Raw genomic sequence first — 19,587 nt, forward strand, 5'->3', positions numbered from 1 at the left:
TCGTCGATCCGCCCGCGCGCAGCAATCTTAGCAACCGCCCTCAGGGGTCGGACCAGACGTGCTTGGGCACCTGCGCGAGCACCTGGTGCAGGAAGTCCGCGTAGTAGAAGACCTCCTCGGGGTTGAGCGGGCCCTTGCGGAAGGTCATGAGCCACGAGCCCTCGAAGCGCCAGCGGATCGCGTGCGCCCGCGGATCGGCGAGCATCCACTCCATCGTCCGCGCGTGGATGACGTCGTACGCGAACCGCGGGCTGGGCGACGCGATCTTGAACCGGTCGTTGAACGCCTGGTTCTCGAACTGGAGGTCCTTGTCGAACCGCCGCGACAGGGAGTTCTCGTGCGCGATGTCGAGCAGCGGCCGCATCGCGGGCAGGCTGATCGCCACCACCTGGTAGTCGTGGGTCGAGGTGTTCTCGCCGTCGCTGGTGCGGTACCGGTACTGGAAGCAGTGCAGGTGCGTCTCGCGGAACGTCCCGCGGAAGACGTCGAGCGCCTCGCGCCCGCTCCCGGACGTGAACGGCGGCTGCCGCGAGATCGCCAGCACGGAGGGGTCGCTCGGCAGGTAATGGAAGCCGTGGTGGGCCGCCCAGGCCGCGCAGTAGGCCATGCGGCGCTGACGCGCCCGCCGCGAACAGTAGATCAGCACGGCCACGAGCCCGCCCGGGACGCCCAGGCACAGCAGGGGGACGAGGACGGTGAACGCGACGCCGAGCCCGATCTCCATGCTCCTCCTTCCGGGCCCGGAACGCCGCCCGGGCCGCCCCTGCCGGCGCGGCCCGATCAGACCTAGTTGTTCGACCAGACGTGTCGGGGCACCTGCGCGTAGATGTCGATGAGGAAGTCCGCGTAGAAGAACACCTCGTCGAGCTTGAGGGCGCCCGAGCGGAAGGTCATGAGCCACGGGCCTTCGAAGCGCCACTGGTAGGAGCGGGCGCGCTGGTCGGCGAGCATCCACTCCATGGTGCGGGCGTGGATGACGTCGAAGGCGAAGCGGCGGTTGGGCGACTTGATCCTGAAGGTGTCGTTGAACGTCTGGTTCTCGAAGTCGATGTCCTTCGCGAACCGCTTGGTCAGGAAGTTCTCCTGGCTGATGTCCAGCAGGGGCCGGGCGGTCGGCAGGCCGATCGCCACGACCTGGTGGACGTGCGTCTGCGACTCCTTGCCGCTGCCGGTCGTGTACTGGTACTGGAAGAACACGATGTGCATGTTCTTGTACACGCCGCGGAAGACGTCGACGCCCTTGCGGGAGTGGCCGGTGTTGAACGGCTCCTCGGTGGACAGCCCGACGACGGAGTTGTCGCCGGGTTCGTAGTGGAATCCGTACTGGGCCGCCCAGGCCCGGTACATCGCGATCTTCTTCTGCCTCGCGCGCCAGGCGAAGTAGACGCCGACACCGGCGACGAGGGCGCAGAGGACGTAAACCCACCACGAGCTATCGGAGGTACTCACTGGGATGTTCCTTCAGGGGGCGTCGGCATTGCAGCGGGGCTCAGTTCCAGTGAGCCGGGCGGAGGGAGGTGCGCACTCCGGGAGTCCGCGGCGAGGAGGGGGGCGGGCGCTAGCGGCCGTAGGGCTGCTGGCCGTATCCGGGCTGCTGGGGCTGCTGCGGGTATCCGGGCGGGGGCTGCTGGCCGTAACCCGGCTGGGGGGCGCCGTACCCGGGCTGGGGGACGGGGGCCTGCTGGCCGTAGCCGGGCTGCTGCGGCTGCTGGTAGCCGACCTGCTGGGGCTGGCCGTACGGCATCTGGCCGGGCGCGGGCTGCGGCGGCAGCTGCTGCTGCGGCTGCGGCTGCGGCTGCGGCTGCTGCATGAAGCCCGGCTGCTGCATGTCGCGCAGCTTGGGGGCCTGGCGGGCGGCCGGGGTGTCGAGCTCGAAGTACTCCTCGGGCTTGAAGCCGCCCATCTTCGCGGAGATGGAGCCGGGGAAGACCTGGAGCGCGGTGTTGTACTCGCGCACGTTCGCGTTGTAGAACCGGCGCGGGGCGGCGATGCGGTTCTCGGTCTCGGTGATCTCCGCCTGGAGCTGGAGGAAGTTCTGGTTCGTCTGCAGGGCGGGGTAGGACTCCTGCATGTGGATGACGCCGCGGATGGCGTTGCCCAGCTGGCCCTCGGCCTGGCCCTGGCCGGCGTGGCCGACGTTCGGGTCCTGGCGGGCCTGCATGGCCATCGCGCGGGCCTCGGCGACCTGCCGAAGGGTGGCGTTCTCGGATCCCGCGGCCTGCTGGACGACGTACATGAGGTTGTCCAGCAGGTCGTAGCGACGCTGGAGCTCGACGTCGATCTGCGCCCACGACTCCTGCGTGATGTTCCGCAACCGGATCAGCTTGTTGCGGCCGCCGAGGGCCGCGAACATCACGATCAGGCCGCAGAGCAGCAGCACGATCAGAATCCAGACGATTGGGTTGTCCATGAAGCGTGAGCTTAGTGCATCTATGCCAACGGGAGGGTCCGGCACCGGGCGGCGTCCACTGAGCCCCCGCGAGGCGGAATCCGAGGTCATTCGTCCGGTTGCGACGCCGATCGGCCTCCGAATGCCGTTGTCGTATTCGGAGGCCGGACGACGAAGCGAGGCACCGCATGGACCGGATCGCGGCGGGCCGATCGACCGGAAATCCGTTCGAGTCCACCCGGCGTGGGGGGTCCGCGGTCCCGGTCAGGACATGGCGTGTTCGACGACCGCCACGAGCTCGGCGGCCACCGACACCGCCACCGGCTTCTCGGAGGCCTCGACCATGACCCGCACGAGCGGCTCGGTTCCCGAGGGGCGCAGCAGGACTCGCCCGTCGGAGCCGAGCTTGGCCTGCCACAGCGCCACCGCGCTGCGCACGTCCTCGTGGTCGATCACCGACTTGTCGGTCACCCGCACGTTGACGAGCACCTGCGGCGCCGGGGTGAACACCGACGCGAGCTCGGCGAGCGGCTTGCCCGTGGCGGCCATGCGCGCGAGCAGCATGATCGCCGTCAGGGTCCCGTCGCCGGTGGTCGCGTGGTCGGCGATGATGATGTGCCCGGACTGCTCCCCGCCGAGCGAGAAGCCGCCCTCGCCGAGGCGTTCCAGCACGTAGCGGTCGCCGACGCCGGTGACCTCGAGTTTGATCCCGGCCGCGCCCATCGCCTGGTGCAGACCGAGGTTGCTCATGACGGTGGTGACGAGCGTGTCGCCGCGCAGCCTCCCGGCCTCGCGCATCGCGAGCGCCAGGATCGCCATGATGGCGTCGCCGTCCACGTCGTTGCCGTCGGCGTCCACCGCGAGGCAGCGGTCGGCGTCGCCGTCGAGCGCGATCCCGGCGTCGGCGCCGTGCGCGACGACGGCCGCGCGCAGCCCGGCCATGTGGGTGGACCCGCAGTCCTCGTTGATGTTGAGCCCGTCGGGGTCGTCGTTGATGGTGACGACCTCGGCCCCGGCCCGCCGCAGCGCCTCGGGGGCCGCGCCGGTGGCGGCGCCGTTGGCGGGGTCGACCACGACCTTGAGGCCGTTCAACGGGTTCGGGCACACCGCGACCAGGTGCTCGATGTACGCCTCGACCGGGTCGACCGAGCGGGCGATGCGGCCGACGCCCTCGCCCTGCGGGAGCGGCGCGGGGGCGGCCATGGCCGCCTCGATGGCGTCCTCGACCTCGTCGGGGAGCTTGCAGCCGCCGGCCGCGAAGAACTTGATGCCGTTGTCCGGCATGGGATTGTGCGAGGCGGAGACCATGACGCCGAAGTCGGCGCCGGTCAGGGCGGTGAGGTGCGCGACCGCGGGCGTGGGAAGGACGCCCAGGTCGATGACCTTGGCGCCGGCGGCGGCGAGCCCGGCGGCGCTGGCCGCGGCGAGCATCTCACCGGAGGCGCGGGGATCGCGGCCGATGACGGCGACGGTGCGCCGGTCGGAGGCGCCGAGGACCCGGGCTGCGGCGATGTTGAGGCGGAGCGCCAGGTCGGGGGTGAGGTCGGCGTTCGCCCGCCCCCGCACGCCGTCGGTGCCGAACAGTCGTGACACGGTGTGGCTTCCCATCTTGATGGTGCCGGTGCCGGTATCGCGGGCCGCTCGGTTCGCCGGCCGAGCAGGGCTCGGTCGACGAAGCCTGCGAGCCGTGAAGGCTCCTGCGGGGCCCTTGCGCCCGGACCGGCCCTGTCGGTGGCTCGTCGGCAGTGCCGGGAGGCAGTGCCGGAGTGGTGATAGCAACGGGGGCCGCCGAGGATGTCCTCCTCGGCAGCCCCGTCGCTTGTGCAGACTAGCGCGTACCCCACCCTCGACGGCGCTTGCGGGCCGAAAATGCGCGAGGCGCGGGGAAGGCGTGCTAGCGCTTGGAGTACTGCGGCGCCTTGCGGGCCTTCTTGAGACCGTACTTCTTGCTTTCCTTCTCGCGGGCGTCGCGGGTCAGGAAGCCGGCGGCCTTGAGGGCCGGGCGCATGTTCGGGTCGACCTCGAGCAGCGCCCGGGCGATGCCCAGACGCAGCGCGCCGGCCTGGCCGGTGGCGCCGCCGCCCTTGATGTTGACCAGGACGTCGAAGTTCTCGCCGGCCTCGACGGTCACGAAGGGCTCGGCCACGGTCTGCTGGTGGACCTTGCTCGGGAAGTAGTCCTCGAGGCTCTTGCCGTTGACGACGTACTTGCCGGTGCCCGGCACCAGGCGGACGCGGGCGATGGCGCGCTTGCGGCGGCCCACGGTCTGGATGGCGCGGTCCAGCGGCACCGCGGGGATGCTCGGCACGGACGGCGCGGCCGCGACGTCGGCGGGGACCTCGACCGGGACCTCGGGGATCTCGGCGGCGACCTCGACGGGCGCCTCGGCGGTCTCGGGGGCCTCGTTCTCGACGGCCGCGGTGGGCTCGGTGGCCTCGTTGGCCTGGATCTCGTCACTCATGAATGTGCTCCTCTACGCCCGCGCCTACTGCGCGATCTTCTTGATCTCGTACGGCTTCGGCTGCTGGGCGGCGTGCGGGTGGCCGGGACCCGCGTAGACCTTCAGCTTCTTGGACACGGCGCGGCCGAGCTTGTTCTTCGGCAGCATGCCGAAGACGGCCTTCTCGACCACCTTGTGGGGGGCCTTCTCCATGAACTCGGCGTAGGACTTCTCCTTGAGACCGCCCGGGAAGCCGGAGTGGCGGTAGGCCTTCTTGGTCTGGAGCTTGTTCCGGGTCAGCACGACCTTCTCGGCGTTCACGACGATGACGTAGTCACCGGTGTCCGCGTTCGGCGCGAAGGTCGGCTTGTGCTTGCCTCGGAGCAGATCGGCGGCGTGCGTCGCGAGCCGGCCCAACACCACGTCGGTCGCGTCGATCACGAGCCACTGCGGGTCATTGTCACCCGGCTTAGGGCTGTACGTGCGCACAGGGTTACCTAGCTTTCGTTGTCGGTGTGGAACGAATCCCGCAGATGCGAGCGGGACCGCCTGAATCCCCGGGGCCTGGATCGGCGCGCTCCGCGGCGCAGTGCCGCGGGCGTGGGATTCGTTGGACAGCGTCTCCGCGATGACGCCTGCGAGCCGTGGACCGGCTCAGTGCGGAGACACTCGAACAACAGCTGCCTAGTCTACGCGGTGGTGGCGGCCGCCCTGAAGGCGGCCGCCGTGACCTCGGATACAGCCCGGACCGGCACTCCGTCGGTCGTAGGGCTAAGTCGTCTCGACCACCGGAAGGTAGACCTTGCCGCCGGAGCCGAGGAACTCCTCGCTCTTGCCGGCCATGCCCTTCTCGGCGTACTCCTTCAGCTCCTGGCTGATCTTCATGGAGCAGAACTTCGGGCCGCACATGGAGCAGAAGTGCGCGGTCTTGGCGGGCTCGGCGGGGAGGGTCTCGTCGTGGTACTCGCGGGCGCGGTCGGGGTCGAGCGCGAGGTTGAACTGGTCCTGCCAGCGGAACTCGAAGCGGGCCTTGGAGAGCGCGTCGTCCCATTCCTGGGCCTTGGGGTGGCCTTTGGCGAGGTCGGCGGCGTGGGCGGCGATCTTGTAGGCGATCACGCCCTCCTTGACGTCCTCGCGATTGGGCAGCCCCAGGTGCTCCTTCGGGGTGACGTAGCAGAGCATGGCGGTGCCGAACCAGCCGATCATGGCCGCGCCGATCGCGGAGGTGATGTGGTCGTAGGCGGGCGCGACGTCGGTGGTGAGCGGGCCGAGCGTGTAGAAGGGCGCCTCGCCGCAGATCTCCTGCTGGAGGTCGACGTTCTCCTTGATCTTGTGCATCGGCACGTGGCCGGGGCCCTCGACCATGACCTGGACGTCGTACTCCCACGCCAGGTGGGTGAGTTCGCCGAGGGTGCGCAGCTCGGCGAACTGGGCCTCGTCGTTGGCGTCGGCGATGGAGCCGGGGCGCAGGCCGTCGCCGAGGGAGAAGGCGATGTCGTACTTCGCGAAGATCTCGCAGAGCTCGCGGAAGTTCGTGTAGAGGAAGTTCTCCTCGTGGTGGGCGAGGCACCAGGCGGCCATGATCGAGCCGCCGCGGGAGACGATGCCGGTGACGCGCCGGGCGGCGAGGGGCACGTACCGCAGGAGGACCCCGGCGTGGACGGTCATGTAGTCGACACCCTGCTCGGCCTGCTCGATGATGGTGTCGCGGTAGACCTCCCAGTCGAGCTGGACCGGGTCGCCGTTGACCTTCTCGAGGGCCTGGTAGAGCGGGACGGTGCCGATGGGGACGGGCGAGTTCCGCATGATGTGCTCGCGGGTCTCGTGGATGTGCTTGCCGGTGGAGAGGTCCATGACGGTGTCGGCGCCCCACTTGACGGCCCAGGTGAGCTTCTCGACCTCGGCGGCGATGGAGTCGGAGACGGCGGAGGTGCCGATGTTGGCGTTGATCTTGGTGAGGAAGTTCTTGCCGATGATCATCGGCTCGGTCTCGGGGTGGTTGACGTTCGCCGGCAGGATGGCGCGGCCGGCGGCGATCTCGTCGCGCACGAACTCGGGGGCGAGGCCTTCGCGGACGGCCACGAACTCCATCTCGGGGGTGACGACGCCCTGCTTGGCGTAGTGGAGCTGGGTGTTGGACTCGATCTCGCGGCCGTCGCGGGAGAGCCGCCCGATGGCGGCGCCGTCGCGCTCGGCGATCCAGGCCTCGCGGAGCCGGGGGAGGCCGACCTCGGGGTCGGAACCGGGACCGGAGGTGTCGTAGAGCCGCACGGGCGCCTCGCCGCCGGAGAGCTCGACCTGGGTGAAGGGCACCCGGATGTCCGGACGCGATCCGTCCACATAGACCTTGGTTCTGGCGTTCATGGTGTCTCCTCGTGAATATCGATGATGCGGATCACGCGCAGTCCGAAGGAAGGCGGCGCGCGGCGATGTCAGACCTGACCGGCGGACTGGAATATGGGGTCGCCGCTCATCGCGACCGAGCCGTCGGCGTCCCCGGCAGCCCTGGGCGGACCGGGGATGTCGCACCCGCCTGCCGCCCTCGATTCGGGGCATCGCGGATCGCGACAGCGCACCCGCGAACGACCGCCGCCGCGCCGCTCACAGGACCGCGCTCTTGCGTCCGTGGTGGTGATGGACCGGCCCGGGGCCCAGGCCCAGCCGCCAATCCGCCGCCGCCTTCAGCGCCTCGGTGACGTACGCCTTCGCGCCCGCGACCGCCTGCGGCAGCGGGTGCTCCAGTGCGAGCCGGGCCGCGATCGCCGAAGCGAGCGTGCAGCCGGTGCCGTGGTCGTTGCGCGTCGCCACGCGCGGCGCGGCGAGATCGAGCATCTGCCCGTCGCACCACAGCACGTCGACGCTGCGCTCCCCTCCCGCATGTCCGCCTTTGACCAGAACCGCGCGCGGTCCGTAGGTCGCCAGCGCGCGGGCGGCCTCGCGCATGTCGTCGAGCGTGGCGATCTCGCGGCCGAGCAGCTGCCGCGCTTCGGCCAGGTTGGGCGTCAGGACGGTCGCGAGCGGCCCGAGTTCGCCGAGATACGCGGCCGGGTCGCCCTGGAAGAGCGAGTCGCCGGTGGTGGTGACCATGACCGGGTCGACCACGAGGTTCGGGAGCCGGTCGCCGCGGCCGTATTCGGCGACGGCCTTGAGCAGTTCGCCGCCGCCGAGCATCCCGGTCTTGACCGCGGCGACGGTGAAGTCGCCGAGCACCGCGTCGAGTTGCGCCCGGACGAGTTCGGCCGAGACGGCTTCGGCGGCGGTGACGCCGCGGGTGTTCTGGGCGGTGATGGCGGTGAGGACGCTGGTGCCGTGGACGCGGTGGGCGGCGAAGGTGTGGAGGTCGGCCTGGATCCCGGCGCCGCCGCCCGAGTCGGATCCGGCGATGGTGAGGGCGACCGGCGGCTGCGCGTGCCGTTCGGCGGTCCGGTGGTTCACAGGTCGGCCATCCCTTCGAAGCTGGAGGAGGCGTTCGCCAAGTGGCGCTTGGGAATGCGTCCTGCGAGGCGCGCGGCGCGTCCGGCGTTCACGGCGTCGCGCATGGCGGCGGCCATGAGGGCGGGGTCGGCGGCGCGGGTGACGGCGGTGGCGAGGAGGACGCCCGCGCAGCCGAGCTCCATCGCCTGCGCGGCGTCGGAGGCGGTGCCGATGCCGGCGTCGCAGATGACGGGCACGGAGGCGTGCTCGCAGATGAGGGCCATGTTGTGGGGGTTGCGGATGCCGAGGCCGGTGCCGATGGGGGCGGCGAGGGGCATGACGGCGGCGCATCCGACGTCTTCGAGGCGGCGGGCCAGCACGGGGTCGTCGCTGGTGTAGGGCAGGACGGTGAAGCCGTCGGCCACGAGCGTCTCGGCGGCTTCGAGGAGCTCGACGGGGTCGGGCAGGAGGGTGTCCTCGTCGCCGATGACCTCGAGTTTGATCCAGTTCGTGCCGAAGGCCTCGCGGGCGAGCCTGGCGGTGCGGACGGCCTGTTCGGCGGTGAAGCACCCGGCGGTGTTCGGGAGGAGGTCGACGCCGCAGCGCTCGATGACGTCGAGGAGCGACCCGGATGCCGAAGGGTCGACGCGGCGGAGGGCGACGGTGACGAGTTCGGTGCCGGAGGCGGTGATCGCCTCGGCGAGCCGGGCGTGGTTGGCGGCGCCGCCGGTGCCGAGGATGAGTCGCGAGGTGAAGGTCTTGTCGGCGATCTTGAGCGGTTCCACGGTCAGCCTCCTTGGGTGGCGGTGAGGACTTCGACGGCGTCGCCGTCGGCGAGCGGGCGGTCCCATTCGGACCGGGGCACGACTTCGCCGTTGAGGGCGACGGCGATCCCGCGCCGCGCGTCGGTGACGGCCGCGACCGCTTCGGTGATGGTGGCGACGCCTTCGCGGGCCTCGCCGTTGAGCTCGATCTTCACGAGTCGGCCTCCTCAGAATTGCCGTTCGGTCCCTTGTCGCCCGGATCACTCGGGCCGTTCGCACGGCGCGGGTCCGGATGGTCGGACCCGGTCGGCGCTGTCGATTCGAGGGCGCCCGAGCGCGGCGCCTCAGGGGGCTGCGGGCTGCCCGCATCTCCCTCGGCACGTCCGTGACCAGCGGCACGCGCCGCGCCGCTTCGTCGGTCGCCCGAACGGCCGGACCCCTCAGGCACGCTCGGATCGGGAGCGCTCGCGAACCGCGTCCCCGGGCGCTCCGCCGTGTCTTCGAACCGCCCGGCCGATCGGCCCTGGGGCTCGCTGAACCGCAGCGGGTCGAACGCCTTCGGCGGGCCCTCCCCCGCTCCCCGCAGGAGCGCCGCGACCGTGCTCGCCGTGGACGGGATCAGCGCGATGCCGTTGCGGTAGTGGCCGGTCGCCGCGACCGTCCTCTCGTCGAGGCGGCCGATCAGCGGCAGGTTGTCCGGCGTCCCGGGCCGGAAGCCGACGCTCACCTCGTCCAGGTGGTACTCCGCGATCTCCGGCACCAGCTCGATGGACCAGCGCAGCAGGTCGTGCACGGCCCCGGCCGTGCCGGTCAGCCGGTCGAACCCCCGTTCGTCGCTCGTCGCGCCCACCACGACCTCGCCGCTCGCACGGGTCACGATGTAGACCGAATGGCCTTTCACCCACCCGCGCACCGTGGTCCGCGGCTTCGGTTGGTCCCCGACGGCCCGCAGGCGCAGCACCGCGCCCCTCACCGGCCGGACGGGAAGGCTCCATTGAGCGCTGCCGCCGGTGCATCGCGTCGAGCCGCATCCGGCGGCGATCACCACCTGGTCGGCGTCCAGCGCGGCCGAGTCCTCCACCCGCTCGCGCCGCAGTTCGACCCCCGCGCGCTCGGCGGCGACCAGGAGCGCGCGGTGGACGGCGCGCGGGTCGACCGCGCGGTCCTCCGGGGCGAGCACGCCGCCGCGCACGCGGTGGCTGAGCAGTGGTTCGGCCTTCCGCGCGGCGCGCGCGGTCAGCGTCTCGACGTTCCTCGCGGTGAACCGGTAGAGCCCGGCCAGCCGCTCGATCTCGGCGCGGTCGCCGTCCTCGACGCCGACCACGAGCGTGGGCACGTCGCGAAAGCCGAGGTCGACGCCTGAGGCCGCTTCGAGGTCGCGGGCGAAGGCGGGCCAGGCGTCGGCGGACTCGGCCATGAACGGCCCCAGCGCCTCCTCGCCGAAGTGCGCCTCGGTGACGGCGGCGATCATGCCGGCGGCCACGCGCGAAGCGCCCGATCCGGGGTCGGGGTCGTGCACGACGACCTCGGCGCCGTCCTGGGCGGCCCGCCACGCGACGGCGAGCCCGATGGATCCGGCGCCGACGACGGCGATGCGCATCAGGCTTCGCCCACCCCTCGCAGGAGGCTCCTATCGTCTCGGGCCACGTCCGCCTCGGGGTGCTCGCCTACGGCGGCCAGGAGTTCCACGGTGGCCTGCTTCGGGTCCGCGGCGGCGGCGATCGCGCCGACGACCGCCACCCCGTGCGCTCCGGCCTCGCGGCACAGGGCCGCGCGCTCGGCGGTGATGCCGCCGATGGCGATCACCGGCAGGTCGACGGCCTCGCACACCGCGGCCAGGCCTTCGAGCCCGATCGGCTGCGGCAGACCGGCTTTGGTGGTGGTGCCCCAGACCGGCCCGACGCCGAGATAGGTCGCACCGGCACGGCGGGCGGCCCGAGCCGACTCCGGGTCGCGGCTGGTGCCGCCGATGATCGCGCCCGCGGGCAGGATGCGCTGCGCGGCGTCGATCGGCAGGTCCTCGGCCCCGAGGTGCACGCCGGCCGCGTCGACCGCTTGAGCAATGTGGACGCGGTCGTTCACCAGGCACAGCGCCCCGTGCTCGGCGCAGAGCGCGGCGATCGCGGCGGCGAGGTCGAAGGCCGCGCGGTCGTTGTAGTGGTCCTCGGGCCGGACTTGGACCAGCCGCGCCCCGGCGGCCAGCGCCGCCGCGACGACGGCGATCGGATCGGGTCGCGAGCCGGCGGCGGCCTGCGCGGCGGCGGGGCCGCGGGTGTCGGTGATGACATGAAGCCGAGGCAGATGCGTAGAACTCATGAGCTCCTTCTCCCTGCGCCAGCATGACCTGGATCAGGTTCGACGGTCGGGACTACCAAGTCCCCTCTCAGCCCGATGCATCGGACTCCCGTGGGTTTCTTCGCTTACGGCCGTCACGCTACGCCATCGCGAGCGGTCCTCGCAAGTCTCGTGTCACCAACTGGACACGGACCGGTCGCCGATCACTCGATGCGGACTCGTCCGGGTCCGGCACGGTACTCGCTCATCTGGCGGAATCCGCCGGCCGCCGGCCAGAAACCGAAGACGAGGATCCCGGCCCCGCGAACAAGATCGCGCACCATCGCGTCGCCGGCCCATGCCGATGGCCAGTTCCGCCAACGTCAGGGGCAGGTCGATCACTCCGTCGGAGCGGTGATCGTCGGGCATGCCAGGCTCCTCCGCGGCGGCGTGCGCCACCGATCTCGGTCCCCCATGCTGAGAGCGGCCCATGCCGCTACCGCGCCCGCTCCACCCTCAGCACCCGGTACCCCTTGGCGCTCGCGTGCTTGTCGACCTCCCAGCCGCTCTCACCGAGCCAGCGCGCCAGCGAATCCGCCCCCAAGTGCTTCGAGACGACCAGCCACGCCACCCCGCCGTCCTTCAGGCGCGGCAGCCACGTCTCCAGCAGCTCGTGCAAGGCCTCCTTGCCGACCTTGATCGGCGGGTTCGACCAGATCTCGTCGAACCGCACCTCGGCCGGGACCTCCTCGGGCACGGCCGCATGCACCTTGCCGGGGGCCTTCTCGGTGTTGCGCCGCGTCAGGTCGAGCGCCCGGCGGTTCACGTCGACGGCCCAGACCTCGGCGTCCTCGCGCTGGGCGAGCACCGCGCTGATCGGCCCGTACCCGCAGCCGAGATCGAGGAAGACGCCCGCCGTGTCGGGCGGGACGACCTTGTGCAGCAGCACGCTCGTGCCGGGATCGAGCCGGTTCCCGGAGAAGACCCCCGTGGAGGTCGTCAGCTCGTAGACGACGCCGTCGAGCTCGAAGCCGATGACGCGCTCGCGGTCGTCGACGGCGGGCTGCTCGCTGAAATAGTGCTCTGGCTGCTCGGATGGGCCCTTGGACATGCCGACCATTGTCTCTCGCCATGCCCGGGCAGGTCGGCGGGTCGGGCGCGAAGAGATCTGCGCGGCTCGGCCCGCCGCCCGCGGCGTCGACCGGCGCTCGCCGTCCACCTCCCGAGGGAACGTTTCCCGGTTTCGGCGCCCGCCGGGTCTAAGCTGCCTCCATGGCACATGGCCCGTCCCCCTTCGGCGTCCCGCAGCAGACTCAGGGACACCGAGCACCGACCGACCCGCGCTCCGGCTGGGAGGCATACGACGCCGCGGACGTGCAGCGCGCGCCGATGCGCGCGCCCACCGCCCGGCTCAGCCCCGAAGACCATGCGCTCCCCTCCGCGGCGACGCAGCGCTCGCCCGAGGAGGAGATGGAGGCGCACCTGGAGGAGATCCACGCGTCCCGTCCCCTGCGCCGCGCCGCCCAGCGCGCGCGGCGGCGCACCCGGTGGTGGCTCGTCGCGCTGGCGGCCGTGAGCGCGCTCGCGGTGGCGGCGGCCTGCGCCGCCGGGGCGTTCATCGTCCTGCGCGAGGGCGAGCCGGATCCCGGCGCGTCGAGCGCGGCCCCCGCCTCGGACCGGCAGTCCTCAGCGGAGGAGCCGACCGACGCGCCCGAGGTGATCGACCCGATCGCCAGCCGCGAGACCGACGCGGCGCCGATCTCCGTGGCGGAGCTGTTCGGCGCCCAGACGTTCACACCGGCCGGAGCGGCCGGGGCCTACAAGGTCCTGGAGAGCGAGGAACTCGCCGACTGCGCCGACGCCGGACTGGACGAGCTCGCCGAACTCCTGGCCGACGCCGACTGCACGCAGACCGTGCGGGCGACGCTCGTCAACCCGGACGGCGAGTACGCGGCCACGGCGGGCGTGCTCAACCTCGCCGACGCCGCCGAGGCCGAGGCGCTGCGCGCCGCGATCGAGGCCGGCCTCGAAGGCGGGTTCGCGGCGCTGCGGACCGACGGCGAGGCCGAGGAACTGGGCCGCGCGGCCACGATGGTCGGCTACAACACCTACGGGCACTACCTGATGTACGTGGTCATCGGCCGCACCGACGGCGAGGACCTCGAAGAGGCGGGCGAGCCGGTGCGGGAGATCGTGGGCGACCTCGTCGACGTCTGGTTCGTCGACCAGCTCAACCCGAGGCGCGAGGTCCAGTAGCCCGAGCGACGGGGCACCGCGCGTGCCGCGCTCGCCCGGCGGGGGTGCCGGTCATGCGCTCGTCGGCCACACTGAGTCCATGGAATACGTGGGCCGGGTGCCCGCCCCGCCGCTCGACCGGTTCATCGACGACGTCTACAGCCTGACCGGGGCGCCGCGCCACCGCCGGCTGAACGTCCCGCCCATGCCGTCGGCGCATCTGTTCGTCAACCTGGGCGGGCCGGCCCGCTTGTGGGACTCGGACCCTGCCGTACCGCCGGCGGTGGTCGCCGACGGATGGTTCATGGGGGTGTGGACGAGGCGGTTCGTCGTCGAATATCCGGACCGGGTGCGGCTCGTCGGGGTGCATTTCAAGCCTTGGGGCATGTCGGCGTTCGTCGACGTCCCGGCGACCGAGCTGCGGGACCGCTGGGTGCCGGTCGACGCCGTGTGGAGCCGGTCGCTGGACCGGATCCGCAACAGGGTCGGCGACACGGCCTCCGCCGACGAGACACTGCGGGTGTTGGAGGAGGAGCTCCTGCGGCGACTCGCCGAGGGGCCGCCGCGCGGCCTCGACCTGGTACGGCACGTGGGCGGGCGTCTGGCGGCGGCGCACGGCGCGGTCCCGGTGGCGGCGCTGACCGACGCCGCCGGAGTGAGCAGCACCCACCTCGCCGCCCAGTTCAAGTCGCATATCGGGATCCCGCCGAAGCGATTGGCGCGGATCTACCGGTTCGCGCGCCTGATCCTGTCCGTCGACGCCCGGGCTCCGGTCGACTGGTCGGCGCTCGCCCATGCGGCGGGCTACTTCGACCAGGCCCACTTCAGCCGGGAGTTCAAGGATTTCACCGGCCACACCCCGACGGCGTACCTGGAACTGCGGCGCCGATTCCCCGCCGAGCGGGGGTTCCCGCCCGACAGCGGCCCGATGCCCGCCGATTGATTTTTTACAAGACCGGCCGCCTGCCGGGCCGATACGTTCGGGGCTCCAGTCGCCAGGAGACCTGAGGAGGACCTGTGGGCACAGTGATCATGCACAACGTGGTGTCGGTGGACGGCTTCATCGCCGACGAGAACGACGATGTCGGGCCGCTCCACGACTGGTACTTCAGCGGGGACACCCCGATCGCCGAAGGCGGCGACGACGAGCAGTACGACCATTCGGGAGCGGGAAGCGGCTTCAGGGTCTCGCGCGTGTCGGCCGAGTACGTCCGGCCGATGTGGGCCTCGATCGGGGTGATCGTGATGGGCCGCCACTTCTTCGACCTGGTGAACGGCTGGGAGGGCCGGCCGCCGACGGGCGACCACGTGGTCGTGGTGTCCCACCGGCCCAAGCCCGAAGGCTGGCACCCCGAGGCGTCGTACCACTTCGTCGGCGACGTGGCCGCCGCGATCGACAAGGCGCAGGCGCTCGCCGGGGATCGGGTCGTCGCCGTCAGCGCCGGCGAGGTGGGCGGCCAGATCCTCGCGGCCGGACTCGTGGACGAGGTGGCGATGGACGTGGTGCCGGTGGTGTTCGGTTCGGGCAAACGCTACTTCGGCGGCATCGAGGGACGGCGCCTCCTCGATGATCCGCATGTGGTCCTCCAAGGCGAGCGCGTGCTGCATCTGCGGTTCAAGGTGCGCCGCGAGTAACGCGGGCCGCAGTCGGCGGCGCCTTCCGGCGGGGCGCGGCGCGACCCCGGTGCGGCCGACGCGCGGAGGGCCGGGCGCGTGCGCCCGGCCCTCCGTCTCATCCACCGCAGATGCAGGCTTCGATCACGGCGCGCTCAGTCCTCGAGCCGATCGCTCCAGTGCCCGCGCCCCGCTTGCGCATGCTCCTGGGATTCGCCGTTCCACTGCGGGGACTGCGTCAGGTAGAACAGGTACGCCAGCGCCGGGCCGACGACGACCGCCGCGATCCCCACGGCCACCAGCAGCCCCTGCATGGTCGCCGGCGCGCCCGCGGCCTCGGCGATGGTCACCTCGTCGACCAGGACCCACGGGTACTGGCCGATCCCCCAGCCCGCCATGACCGCCGCGACCGCGACCACCGCCGTGAGCCGTGCGATCCCGAACCGTCTGCGCCACAACAGGACCAGTGTCGCGATCCCGCCCAGCGCCGAGAGCGCCATGACCGGCGCGGCCCGGCCGATCAGTCCCTCCCACAGCGTCGGCGCGTCGTGCTCGATCGGGATGAGCGCCGCGAAGACCACCGCACCCGTGGCGGCCCCGACCACCAGCGACCGGACGCGCAGCCGCTGCGCCAGCGCCGCCTCGCCGCGCCGGGCGGCGTCCGCGGTCAGGAACGTCCCGGCCAGGAACGCGCAGGTGCCGACCGAGATCGCCCCGGTGAACAGCGACGTGGGATTGATCCACGAGGACCACGGGTCGCCGTTCCCGCCGGCCGGGACCCGGCCCGAGGCGATCGACCCGGCGATGGTGCCGAGGAAGAACGGCGCGAGGACCGAGGACATCGCGAAGACGACGCCGAAGAGCCGCGCCTGCCAGAGCGTCTCGCTGAACTTGCGGAACGCGAAGCTCGCACCGCGCAGGACGATGCCCACGAGCGCGAGCACCAGCGGCACGTACAGGGTGGTCATCGCGGCGGCGAAGGTCTCGGGGAAGCCGGTCCACCAGGTGACGAGCACGTAGATGAGCCAGACGTGGTTGGCCTCCCACACCGGCCCGATGCTGTAGTCGATGAGGGTCCGGACCTCGGCGCCGCGGCGCGCGCCGCCGGCGGTGAGGTCGTGGAAGCCCGAACCGAAGTCGGCGCCGCCGAGGACGGCGTAGAAGAGGACGCCCGCGAACAGCGCGGCGGCGACGGCGAACTCGACCGTCATCATTTCGCGGCCTCCTCGGTCGCCGGGTCTTCAACGCGGTCGCGCAGGCGCGACTGCGGACCGTACGGGCTCGGCAGGTCGGCCGCCCCGGCCCGCCAGCGGCGCGCCATCGAACGCAGCACGACGATCGCGCCGACGGTCATGGCCCCGTAGAGCACGACCGACGCGCCGTAGACGCCCCAGAGCCCGGCCGAGTGGTCGGCCGCGGCCTCATTGGTGCGCATGACGCCGTAGACGATCCACGGCTGCCTGCCGACCTCCGTGGCGATCCAGCCCGATTCGAGGGCGATCACGGCGAGCACGCCGGCCGTCGAGGCGAACCGCAGGAACCAGCGGTGCTCCAGCAGGTCCCGTCGGCGCCAGCGCAGGAACCAGAACAGCGCGACCGCCGCCATGAGCAGCAGGCCGATGCCGATCATGGTCTGGAAGGCCCAGTGGGTGAGGTTGACCGGCGGCTGGTCCTCGTCGGGGATCTGGTCGAGGCCGGGCACGGGCTCGTCGAGCGAGCCCAGCGCGATGATCGAACCGAGGTAGGGGATCTCGATGGCGCCCTTGACCTCGCCTTCGATGAGGACGCCGCCGATGCGCAGCGGCGAGGCGCCCTCGTCGGTGGTCTCGGCGAGTTCGAACGCGGCGAGCTTGGACGGCTGGCGCTCCTCGAGCCCTTCGCCGAGGAAGTGCCCCACGAAGGGCTGGGCCAGGGCCGCGATGGTGGCGAACGCGAACGGGACGACGAACCCGAGCCGGTGGTGCCGGTCGCGCCTGCCGCGCAGCATCCCGGCGGCGTAGACGGCCGCGATCGAGAACCCGGCGACCATGTACGCGCCGACCCACATGTGCGCGAACTGCATGAACGCCTGGCTGTTGAACATGACCGCCCAGGGCTCCACGTCGACGATCTGGCCGTCGACGATGTTGAAGCCGACCGGGTGGTTCATCCAGGCGTTGACCGCCAGCACGCAGTACGTGCCGAAGACGCCGGTGATCGCCATGGGCAGCAGCATGAGCAGGTGCACTTTGGGGGGCATCCGGCCCCAGCCGTAAAGGTAGATGCCGATGAAGATCGCTTCGAGGAAGAACGCGAGCCCCTCGAACGCGAAGGGCAGGCCGAGGACATCGCCGTAAGTGCCCATGAGGCCGGGCCACAGGAGGCCCATCTCGAAGCTGAGGACGGTGCCGGAGACGGCGCCGATCGCGAAGAGGACGGCGGAGACCTTGCTCCAGCGCTTGGCGAGGTCCAGCGCGACGGGGTCCTTCCGGCGGATGCCGCGCAGGTGCATCACGAAGATGATGGCCGGGAACGAGACCCCGAAGCAGGCCAGGATGATGTGCCATCCGAGGGACAGCGCCATCTGCTGGCGCGCCGGCATGAGGCCGGCGGGATCGGCGGCGACGGCGTCCGCGGCCTGGGCGAGGAGCTGAGATGCGTCCATGGTTTGAAGCTATGCCCTGAACCGACTGAATCCACGCCCTTGTGAATGCATTCACAAGGGCGTGGAGAGCCGGATCGAACGTGTTCAAAAACGCGGGGACCTGCCGATATGCCCGGGGACCTCGGACTTCGTCACCGCGGCGCCCACCCGATCGCCGGAGCGCTCAATTTCTCAGCGGGACGCCCGACGGGGACTATCGGAGACGGTACCGCTTGGGGAGCTTGAAGCCGTAATCGCGCATGACGTCGCGGAGCACGTCCGGGTAGTCGGTGATGATGCCGTCCACGCCGTCGTCGATGAGCTTGCGCATGGTGGCCTCGTCGTTGACGGTCCACGGGACGACCTCGATGCCGTGGTCGTGCGCGTGGTCCACCATCGCCTCGGTGACGTACGGCTCGTAGTCGGCGTCGTCCACGCTGCCGTTCTGGGGGAAGCCGTGGACCGGCGAGAAGGCGTCGGCACCGAAGGAGTCGATCGCGGCGATCGGGTCGCCGCCGAAGTCGTCGATGTCGATGCCGCCGAGCCAGGGCGAGGCCCCGGCCTGGCCGGTCTGGAGGAACGTGTAGTTGGTGAGGGCGACGATCGGCAGCTCGGGCGCGGTCTCGTTCATGAGCATGAGCGCGCCCCAGTCGAAGCTCTGGATGGTGACCTGGCGGCTGATCCGCGCCTCGCGGATGTCGGCGACGACGGCCTCGACGAACGCCTCGCGCGGAGCCGTCTCGCTCGGAGCACCGGCCTCGACCTTGGTCTCGATGTTGAGCGTGACACCCTTGGCGCGGTAGTCGCGCACGAGGTCGAAGACCTCGCTGAGCAGCGGCATCGGCTCGCCGGGGTGTGCTTCCTGGCCGGGGTGGCCCGGCTGGGTCAGAGTGCCGCAGTCGAGGGTGCGGACCTGGTCGAGGGTGAGGTTCGTGACGTACTTCCCGACGTACGGGTACTCGGGGTCGCCCTCGAAGGCCGGGGCGGTGTCGAGGCATTTCGACCCGGAGACCCGGCGGTCGTGGGTGACGACGGCGTGGCCGTCCTCGGTGATCTGGACGTCGAGTTCCAGGGTGCTGACGCCGAGTTCGAGGGCGTTGGCGAAGGCCGGGAGGGTGTTCTCGACGACCAGGCCGAGGCCGCCGCGGTGGGCTTGGAGGTCGAAGTCGCGCTTGGGGTGCGCGGCGGCGGGGAGTGCGGGCAGGGTGATGAGGAGTGCGGCTGCGGCGGTGACCGCTGCCGCGGGGAGGATGCGTCTCATGGCCTCAGCTTCGGGGCCGAGCCTGACTCGGGGATGAATTGCCGCATTACTTCGGGTGACATTTCAACCTGCTGCGCCATGGGGGCCGGGCCGTACGGGCGGCGACAAAGAGGTCCGCGGAAGATGCGGTTCGCCTTCGGTAGTCCGGCCCATTGTGCTCAATGCGGAGAGCCTGACTTCAGCCTGCGGCACCATCGGGGCCCGGACCGTTGAGGCGACGACGAAGAGGCCCAATGCGGTTGAGATCCCTCTTCGGCAGTCCGGTCCATTGCACTCAGCGCCGGGAGCCTGACTTCCGGCTGCGGCGCCATCGGGGCCCGAACCGTTGAGGCAGCGACAAAGCGGTCTAGTGGAGCCGAGGTCCCTCTTCGACGGTCGGGTTCATTGCGCTCAGCGCGTGACCGCTCCCGAGTCATCGCTCCCTTGCCGCCCAACCATTCCCGGGATGCTTCGTGAATCGGCCTCACCTGAATTCACCCTTCCGAGTGTTGCCACGCCAAACCACACCGAGTCACAATTGAATCACAGATCGAACAAACAGACGGAAATCAGCAACACATTCGAGAACAGCGA

Annotated in this window: 19 protein-coding genes and 1 riboswitch; of the genes, 3 read left to right on the forward strand and 16 right to left on the reverse strand. The window is 71.1% G+C overall.

What is annotated here, in order from left to right; all coding sequences use genetic code 11:
• Positions 1 to 40: 40 nt before the first annotated feature.
• From K3N28_RS18215 to K3N28_RS18275, 13 genes are all read right to left on the reverse strand, one after another.
• Complete coding sequence (locus tag K3N28_RS18215; protein WP_228094174.1) at positions 41 to 724, reverse strand: hypothetical protein; 684 nt, start codon at positions 722 to 724, stop codon at positions 41 to 43.
• A 62-nt stretch (positions 725 to 786) separates the two neighbouring features.
• Complete coding sequence (locus K3N28_RS18220) at positions 787 to 1,449, reverse strand: hypothetical protein (protein WP_228094175.1); 663 nt, start codon at positions 1,447 to 1,449, stop codon at positions 787 to 789.
• A 109-nt stretch (positions 1,450 to 1,558) separates the two neighbouring features.
• A complete protein-coding gene (locus K3N28_RS18225; protein WP_228094176.1) occupies positions 1,559 to 2,410 on the reverse strand; it encodes a LemA family protein in 852 nt (283 codons plus the stop codon).
• 243 nt (positions 2,411 to 2,653) lie between these two features.
• The gene (gene glmM / locus K3N28_RS18230; protein WP_228094177.1) at positions 2,654 to 3,982 is read right to left on the reverse strand and encodes a phosphoglucosamine mutase; all 1,329 of its coding nucleotides are present in this window, start codon (positions 3,980 to 3,982) and stop codon (positions 2,654 to 2,656) included.
• A 301-nt stretch (positions 3,983 to 4,283) separates the two neighbouring features.
• Positions 4,284 to 4,850 carry a 30S ribosomal protein S9 gene (gene rpsI, locus K3N28_RS18235; RefSeq protein WP_374209815.1) on the reverse strand — a complete coding sequence of 189 codons (567 nt, stop codon included), beginning with the start codon at positions 4,848 to 4,850 and terminating at the stop codon, positions 4,284 to 4,286.
• Between the two features lie 24 nt (positions 4,851 to 4,874).
• Entirely contained in the window at positions 4,875 to 5,318 is a 444-nt protein-coding gene (gene rplM / locus K3N28_RS18240) for a 50S ribosomal protein L13 (protein WP_228094178.1), read from the reverse strand.
• Between the two features lie 282 nt (positions 5,319 to 5,600).
• Positions 5,601 to 7,193, reverse strand: coding sequence for a phosphomethylpyrimidine synthase ThiC (gene thiC / locus K3N28_RS18245; protein ID WP_228094179.1), 1,593 nt, complete (start codon positions 7,191 to 7,193; stop codon positions 5,601 to 5,603).
• Between the two features lie 237 nt (positions 7,194 to 7,430).
• Entirely contained in the window at positions 7,431 to 8,264 is an 834-nt protein-coding gene (gene thiD, locus K3N28_RS18250) for a bifunctional hydroxymethylpyrimidine kinase/phosphomethylpyrimidine kinase (RefSeq protein ID WP_228094180.1), read from the reverse strand.
• Positions 8,261 to 9,028: a thiazole synthase gene (locus tag K3N28_RS18255; RefSeq protein ID WP_228094181.1), complete on the reverse strand. Its 768-nt coding sequence runs from the start codon at positions 9,026 to 9,028 to the stop codon at positions 8,261 to 8,263. Before K3N28_RS18255 ends, thiD begins: the two co-directional genes overlap by 4 nt.
• 2 nt (positions 9,029 to 9,030) lie before the next feature.
• Positions 9,031 to 9,222, reverse strand: a complete 192-nt coding sequence (gene thiS, locus K3N28_RS18260) for a sulfur carrier protein ThiS (protein ID WP_228094182.1) — start codon at positions 9,220 to 9,222, stop codon at positions 9,031 to 9,033.
• Entirely contained in the window at positions 9,219 to 10,607 is a 1,389-nt protein-coding gene (thiO, locus tag K3N28_RS18265; protein WP_228094183.1) for a glycine oxidase ThiO, read from the reverse strand. The genes thiS and thiO overlap by 4 nt, the downstream gene beginning before the upstream one ends.
• Complete coding sequence (gene thiE, locus K3N28_RS18270; RefSeq protein ID WP_228094184.1) at positions 10,607 to 11,323, reverse strand: thiamine phosphate synthase; 717 nt, start codon at positions 11,321 to 11,323, stop codon at positions 10,607 to 10,609. Before thiE ends, thiO begins: the two co-directional genes overlap by 1 nt.
• Positions 11,317 to 11,423, reverse strand: a riboswitch (TPP riboswitch). Its footprint overlaps the gene before it by 7 nt.
• 354 nt (positions 11,424 to 11,777) lie before the next feature.
• On the reverse strand, positions 11,778 to 12,392 hold the full coding sequence (locus tag K3N28_RS18275; RefSeq protein WP_228094185.1) for a class I SAM-dependent methyltransferase: 615 nt from the start codon (positions 12,390 to 12,392) through the stop codon (positions 11,778 to 11,780).
• A 161-nt stretch (positions 12,393 to 12,553) separates the two neighbouring features.
• Here K3N28_RS18275 and K3N28_RS18280 point away from each other — a divergent pair, with 161 nt between their 5' ends.
• The 3 genes from K3N28_RS18280 to K3N28_RS18290 all read left to right on the forward strand — a co-directional run bounded on the left by K3N28_RS18280 (position 12,554) and on the right by K3N28_RS18290 (position 15,151).
• The gene (locus tag K3N28_RS18280) at positions 12,554 to 13,537 is read left to right on the forward strand and encodes a hypothetical protein (RefSeq protein ID WP_228094186.1); all 984 of its coding nucleotides are present in this window, start codon (positions 12,554 to 12,556) and stop codon (positions 13,535 to 13,537) included.
• Positions 13,538 to 13,616: 79 nt separating this feature from the next.
• Positions 13,617 to 14,459, forward strand: coding sequence for a helix-turn-helix domain-containing protein (locus tag K3N28_RS18285; protein ID WP_228094187.1), 843 nt, complete (start codon positions 13,617 to 13,619; stop codon positions 14,457 to 14,459).
• A gap of 74 nt (positions 14,460 to 14,533) precedes the next feature.
• Positions 14,534 to 15,151 (forward strand): dihydrofolate reductase family protein, encoded by a 618-nt coding sequence (locus tag K3N28_RS18290; RefSeq protein WP_228094188.1) that lies wholly within the window; start codon positions 14,534 to 14,536, stop codon positions 15,149 to 15,151.
• A gap of 134 nt (positions 15,152 to 15,285) precedes the next feature.
• On the opposite strand, the gene K3N28_RS18295 is transcribed toward K3N28_RS18290, so the two are convergent.
• From K3N28_RS18295 to K3N28_RS18305, 3 genes are all read right to left on the reverse strand, one after another.
• Positions 15,286 to 16,341: a cytochrome d ubiquinol oxidase subunit II gene (locus K3N28_RS18295; protein ID WP_374209826.1), complete on the reverse strand. Its 1,056-nt coding sequence runs from the start codon at positions 16,339 to 16,341 to the stop codon at positions 15,286 to 15,288.
• Positions 16,341 to 17,774: a cytochrome ubiquinol oxidase subunit I gene (locus K3N28_RS18300; protein WP_228094190.1), complete on the reverse strand. Its 1,434-nt coding sequence runs from the start codon at positions 17,772 to 17,774 to the stop codon at positions 16,341 to 16,343. Before K3N28_RS18300 ends, K3N28_RS18295 begins: the two co-directional genes overlap by 1 nt.
• Before the next feature lie 193 nt (positions 17,775 to 17,967).
• Positions 17,968 to 19,014: a glycerophosphodiester phosphodiesterase family protein gene (locus K3N28_RS18305; RefSeq protein ID WP_228094191.1), complete on the reverse strand. Its 1,047-nt coding sequence runs from the start codon at positions 19,012 to 19,014 to the stop codon at positions 17,968 to 17,970.
• Positions 19,015 to 19,587: the final 573 nt, after the last annotated feature.

This window comes from Glycomyces sp. TRM65418, from assembly GCF_019710475.1.
Taxonomy (GTDB): domain Bacteria; phylum Actinomycetota; class Actinomycetes; order Mycobacteriales; family Micromonosporaceae; genus Glycomyces.

Bases quoted from the DNA above. Each gene is read 5' to 3' on its own strand.
- K3N28_RS18215 (WP_228094174.1), bottom strand. From the start codon at position 724: ATGGAGATCGGGCTCGGCGTCGCGTTCACCGTCCTCGTCCCCCTGCTG.
- K3N28_RS18225 (WP_228094176.1), bottom strand. From the start codon at position 2,410: ATGGACAACCCAATCGTCTGGATTCTGATCGTGCTGCTGCTCTGCGGC.
- rpsI (WP_374209815.1), bottom strand. From the start codon at position 4,850: ATGAGTGACGAGATCCAGGCCAACGAGGCCACCGAGCCCACCGCGGCC.
- thiC (WP_228094179.1), bottom strand. From the start codon at position 7,193: ATGAACGCCAGAACCAAGGTCTATGTGGACGGATCGCGTCCGGACATC.
- thiO (WP_228094183.1), bottom strand. From the start codon at position 10,607: ATGCGCATCGCCGTCGTCGGCGCCGGATCCATCGGGCTCGCCGTCGCG.
- thiE (WP_228094184.1), bottom strand. From the start codon at position 11,323: ATGAGTTCTACGCATCTGCCTCGGCTTCATGTCATCACCGACACCCGC.
- K3N28_RS18275 (WP_228094185.1), bottom strand. From the start codon at position 12,392: ATGTCCAAGGGCCCATCCGAGCAGCCAGAGCACTATTTCAGCGAGCAG.
- K3N28_RS18280 (WP_228094186.1), top strand. From the start codon at position 12,554: ATGGCACATGGCCCGTCCCCCTTCGGCGTCCCGCAGCAGACTCAGGGA.
- K3N28_RS18285 (WP_228094187.1), top strand. From the start codon at position 13,617: ATGGAATACGTGGGCCGGGTGCCCGCCCCGCCGCTCGACCGGTTCATC.
- K3N28_RS18295 (WP_374209826.1), bottom strand. From the start codon at position 16,341: ATGACGGTCGAGTTCGCCGTCGCCGCCGCGCTGTTCGCGGGCGTCCTC.
- K3N28_RS18300 (WP_228094190.1), bottom strand. From the start codon at position 17,774: ATGGACGCATCTCAGCTCCTCGCCCAGGCCGCGGACGCCGTCGCCGCC.
- K3N28_RS18305 (WP_228094191.1), bottom strand. From the start codon at position 19,014: ATGAGACGCATCCTCCCCGCGGCAGCGGTCACCGCCGCAGCCGCACTC.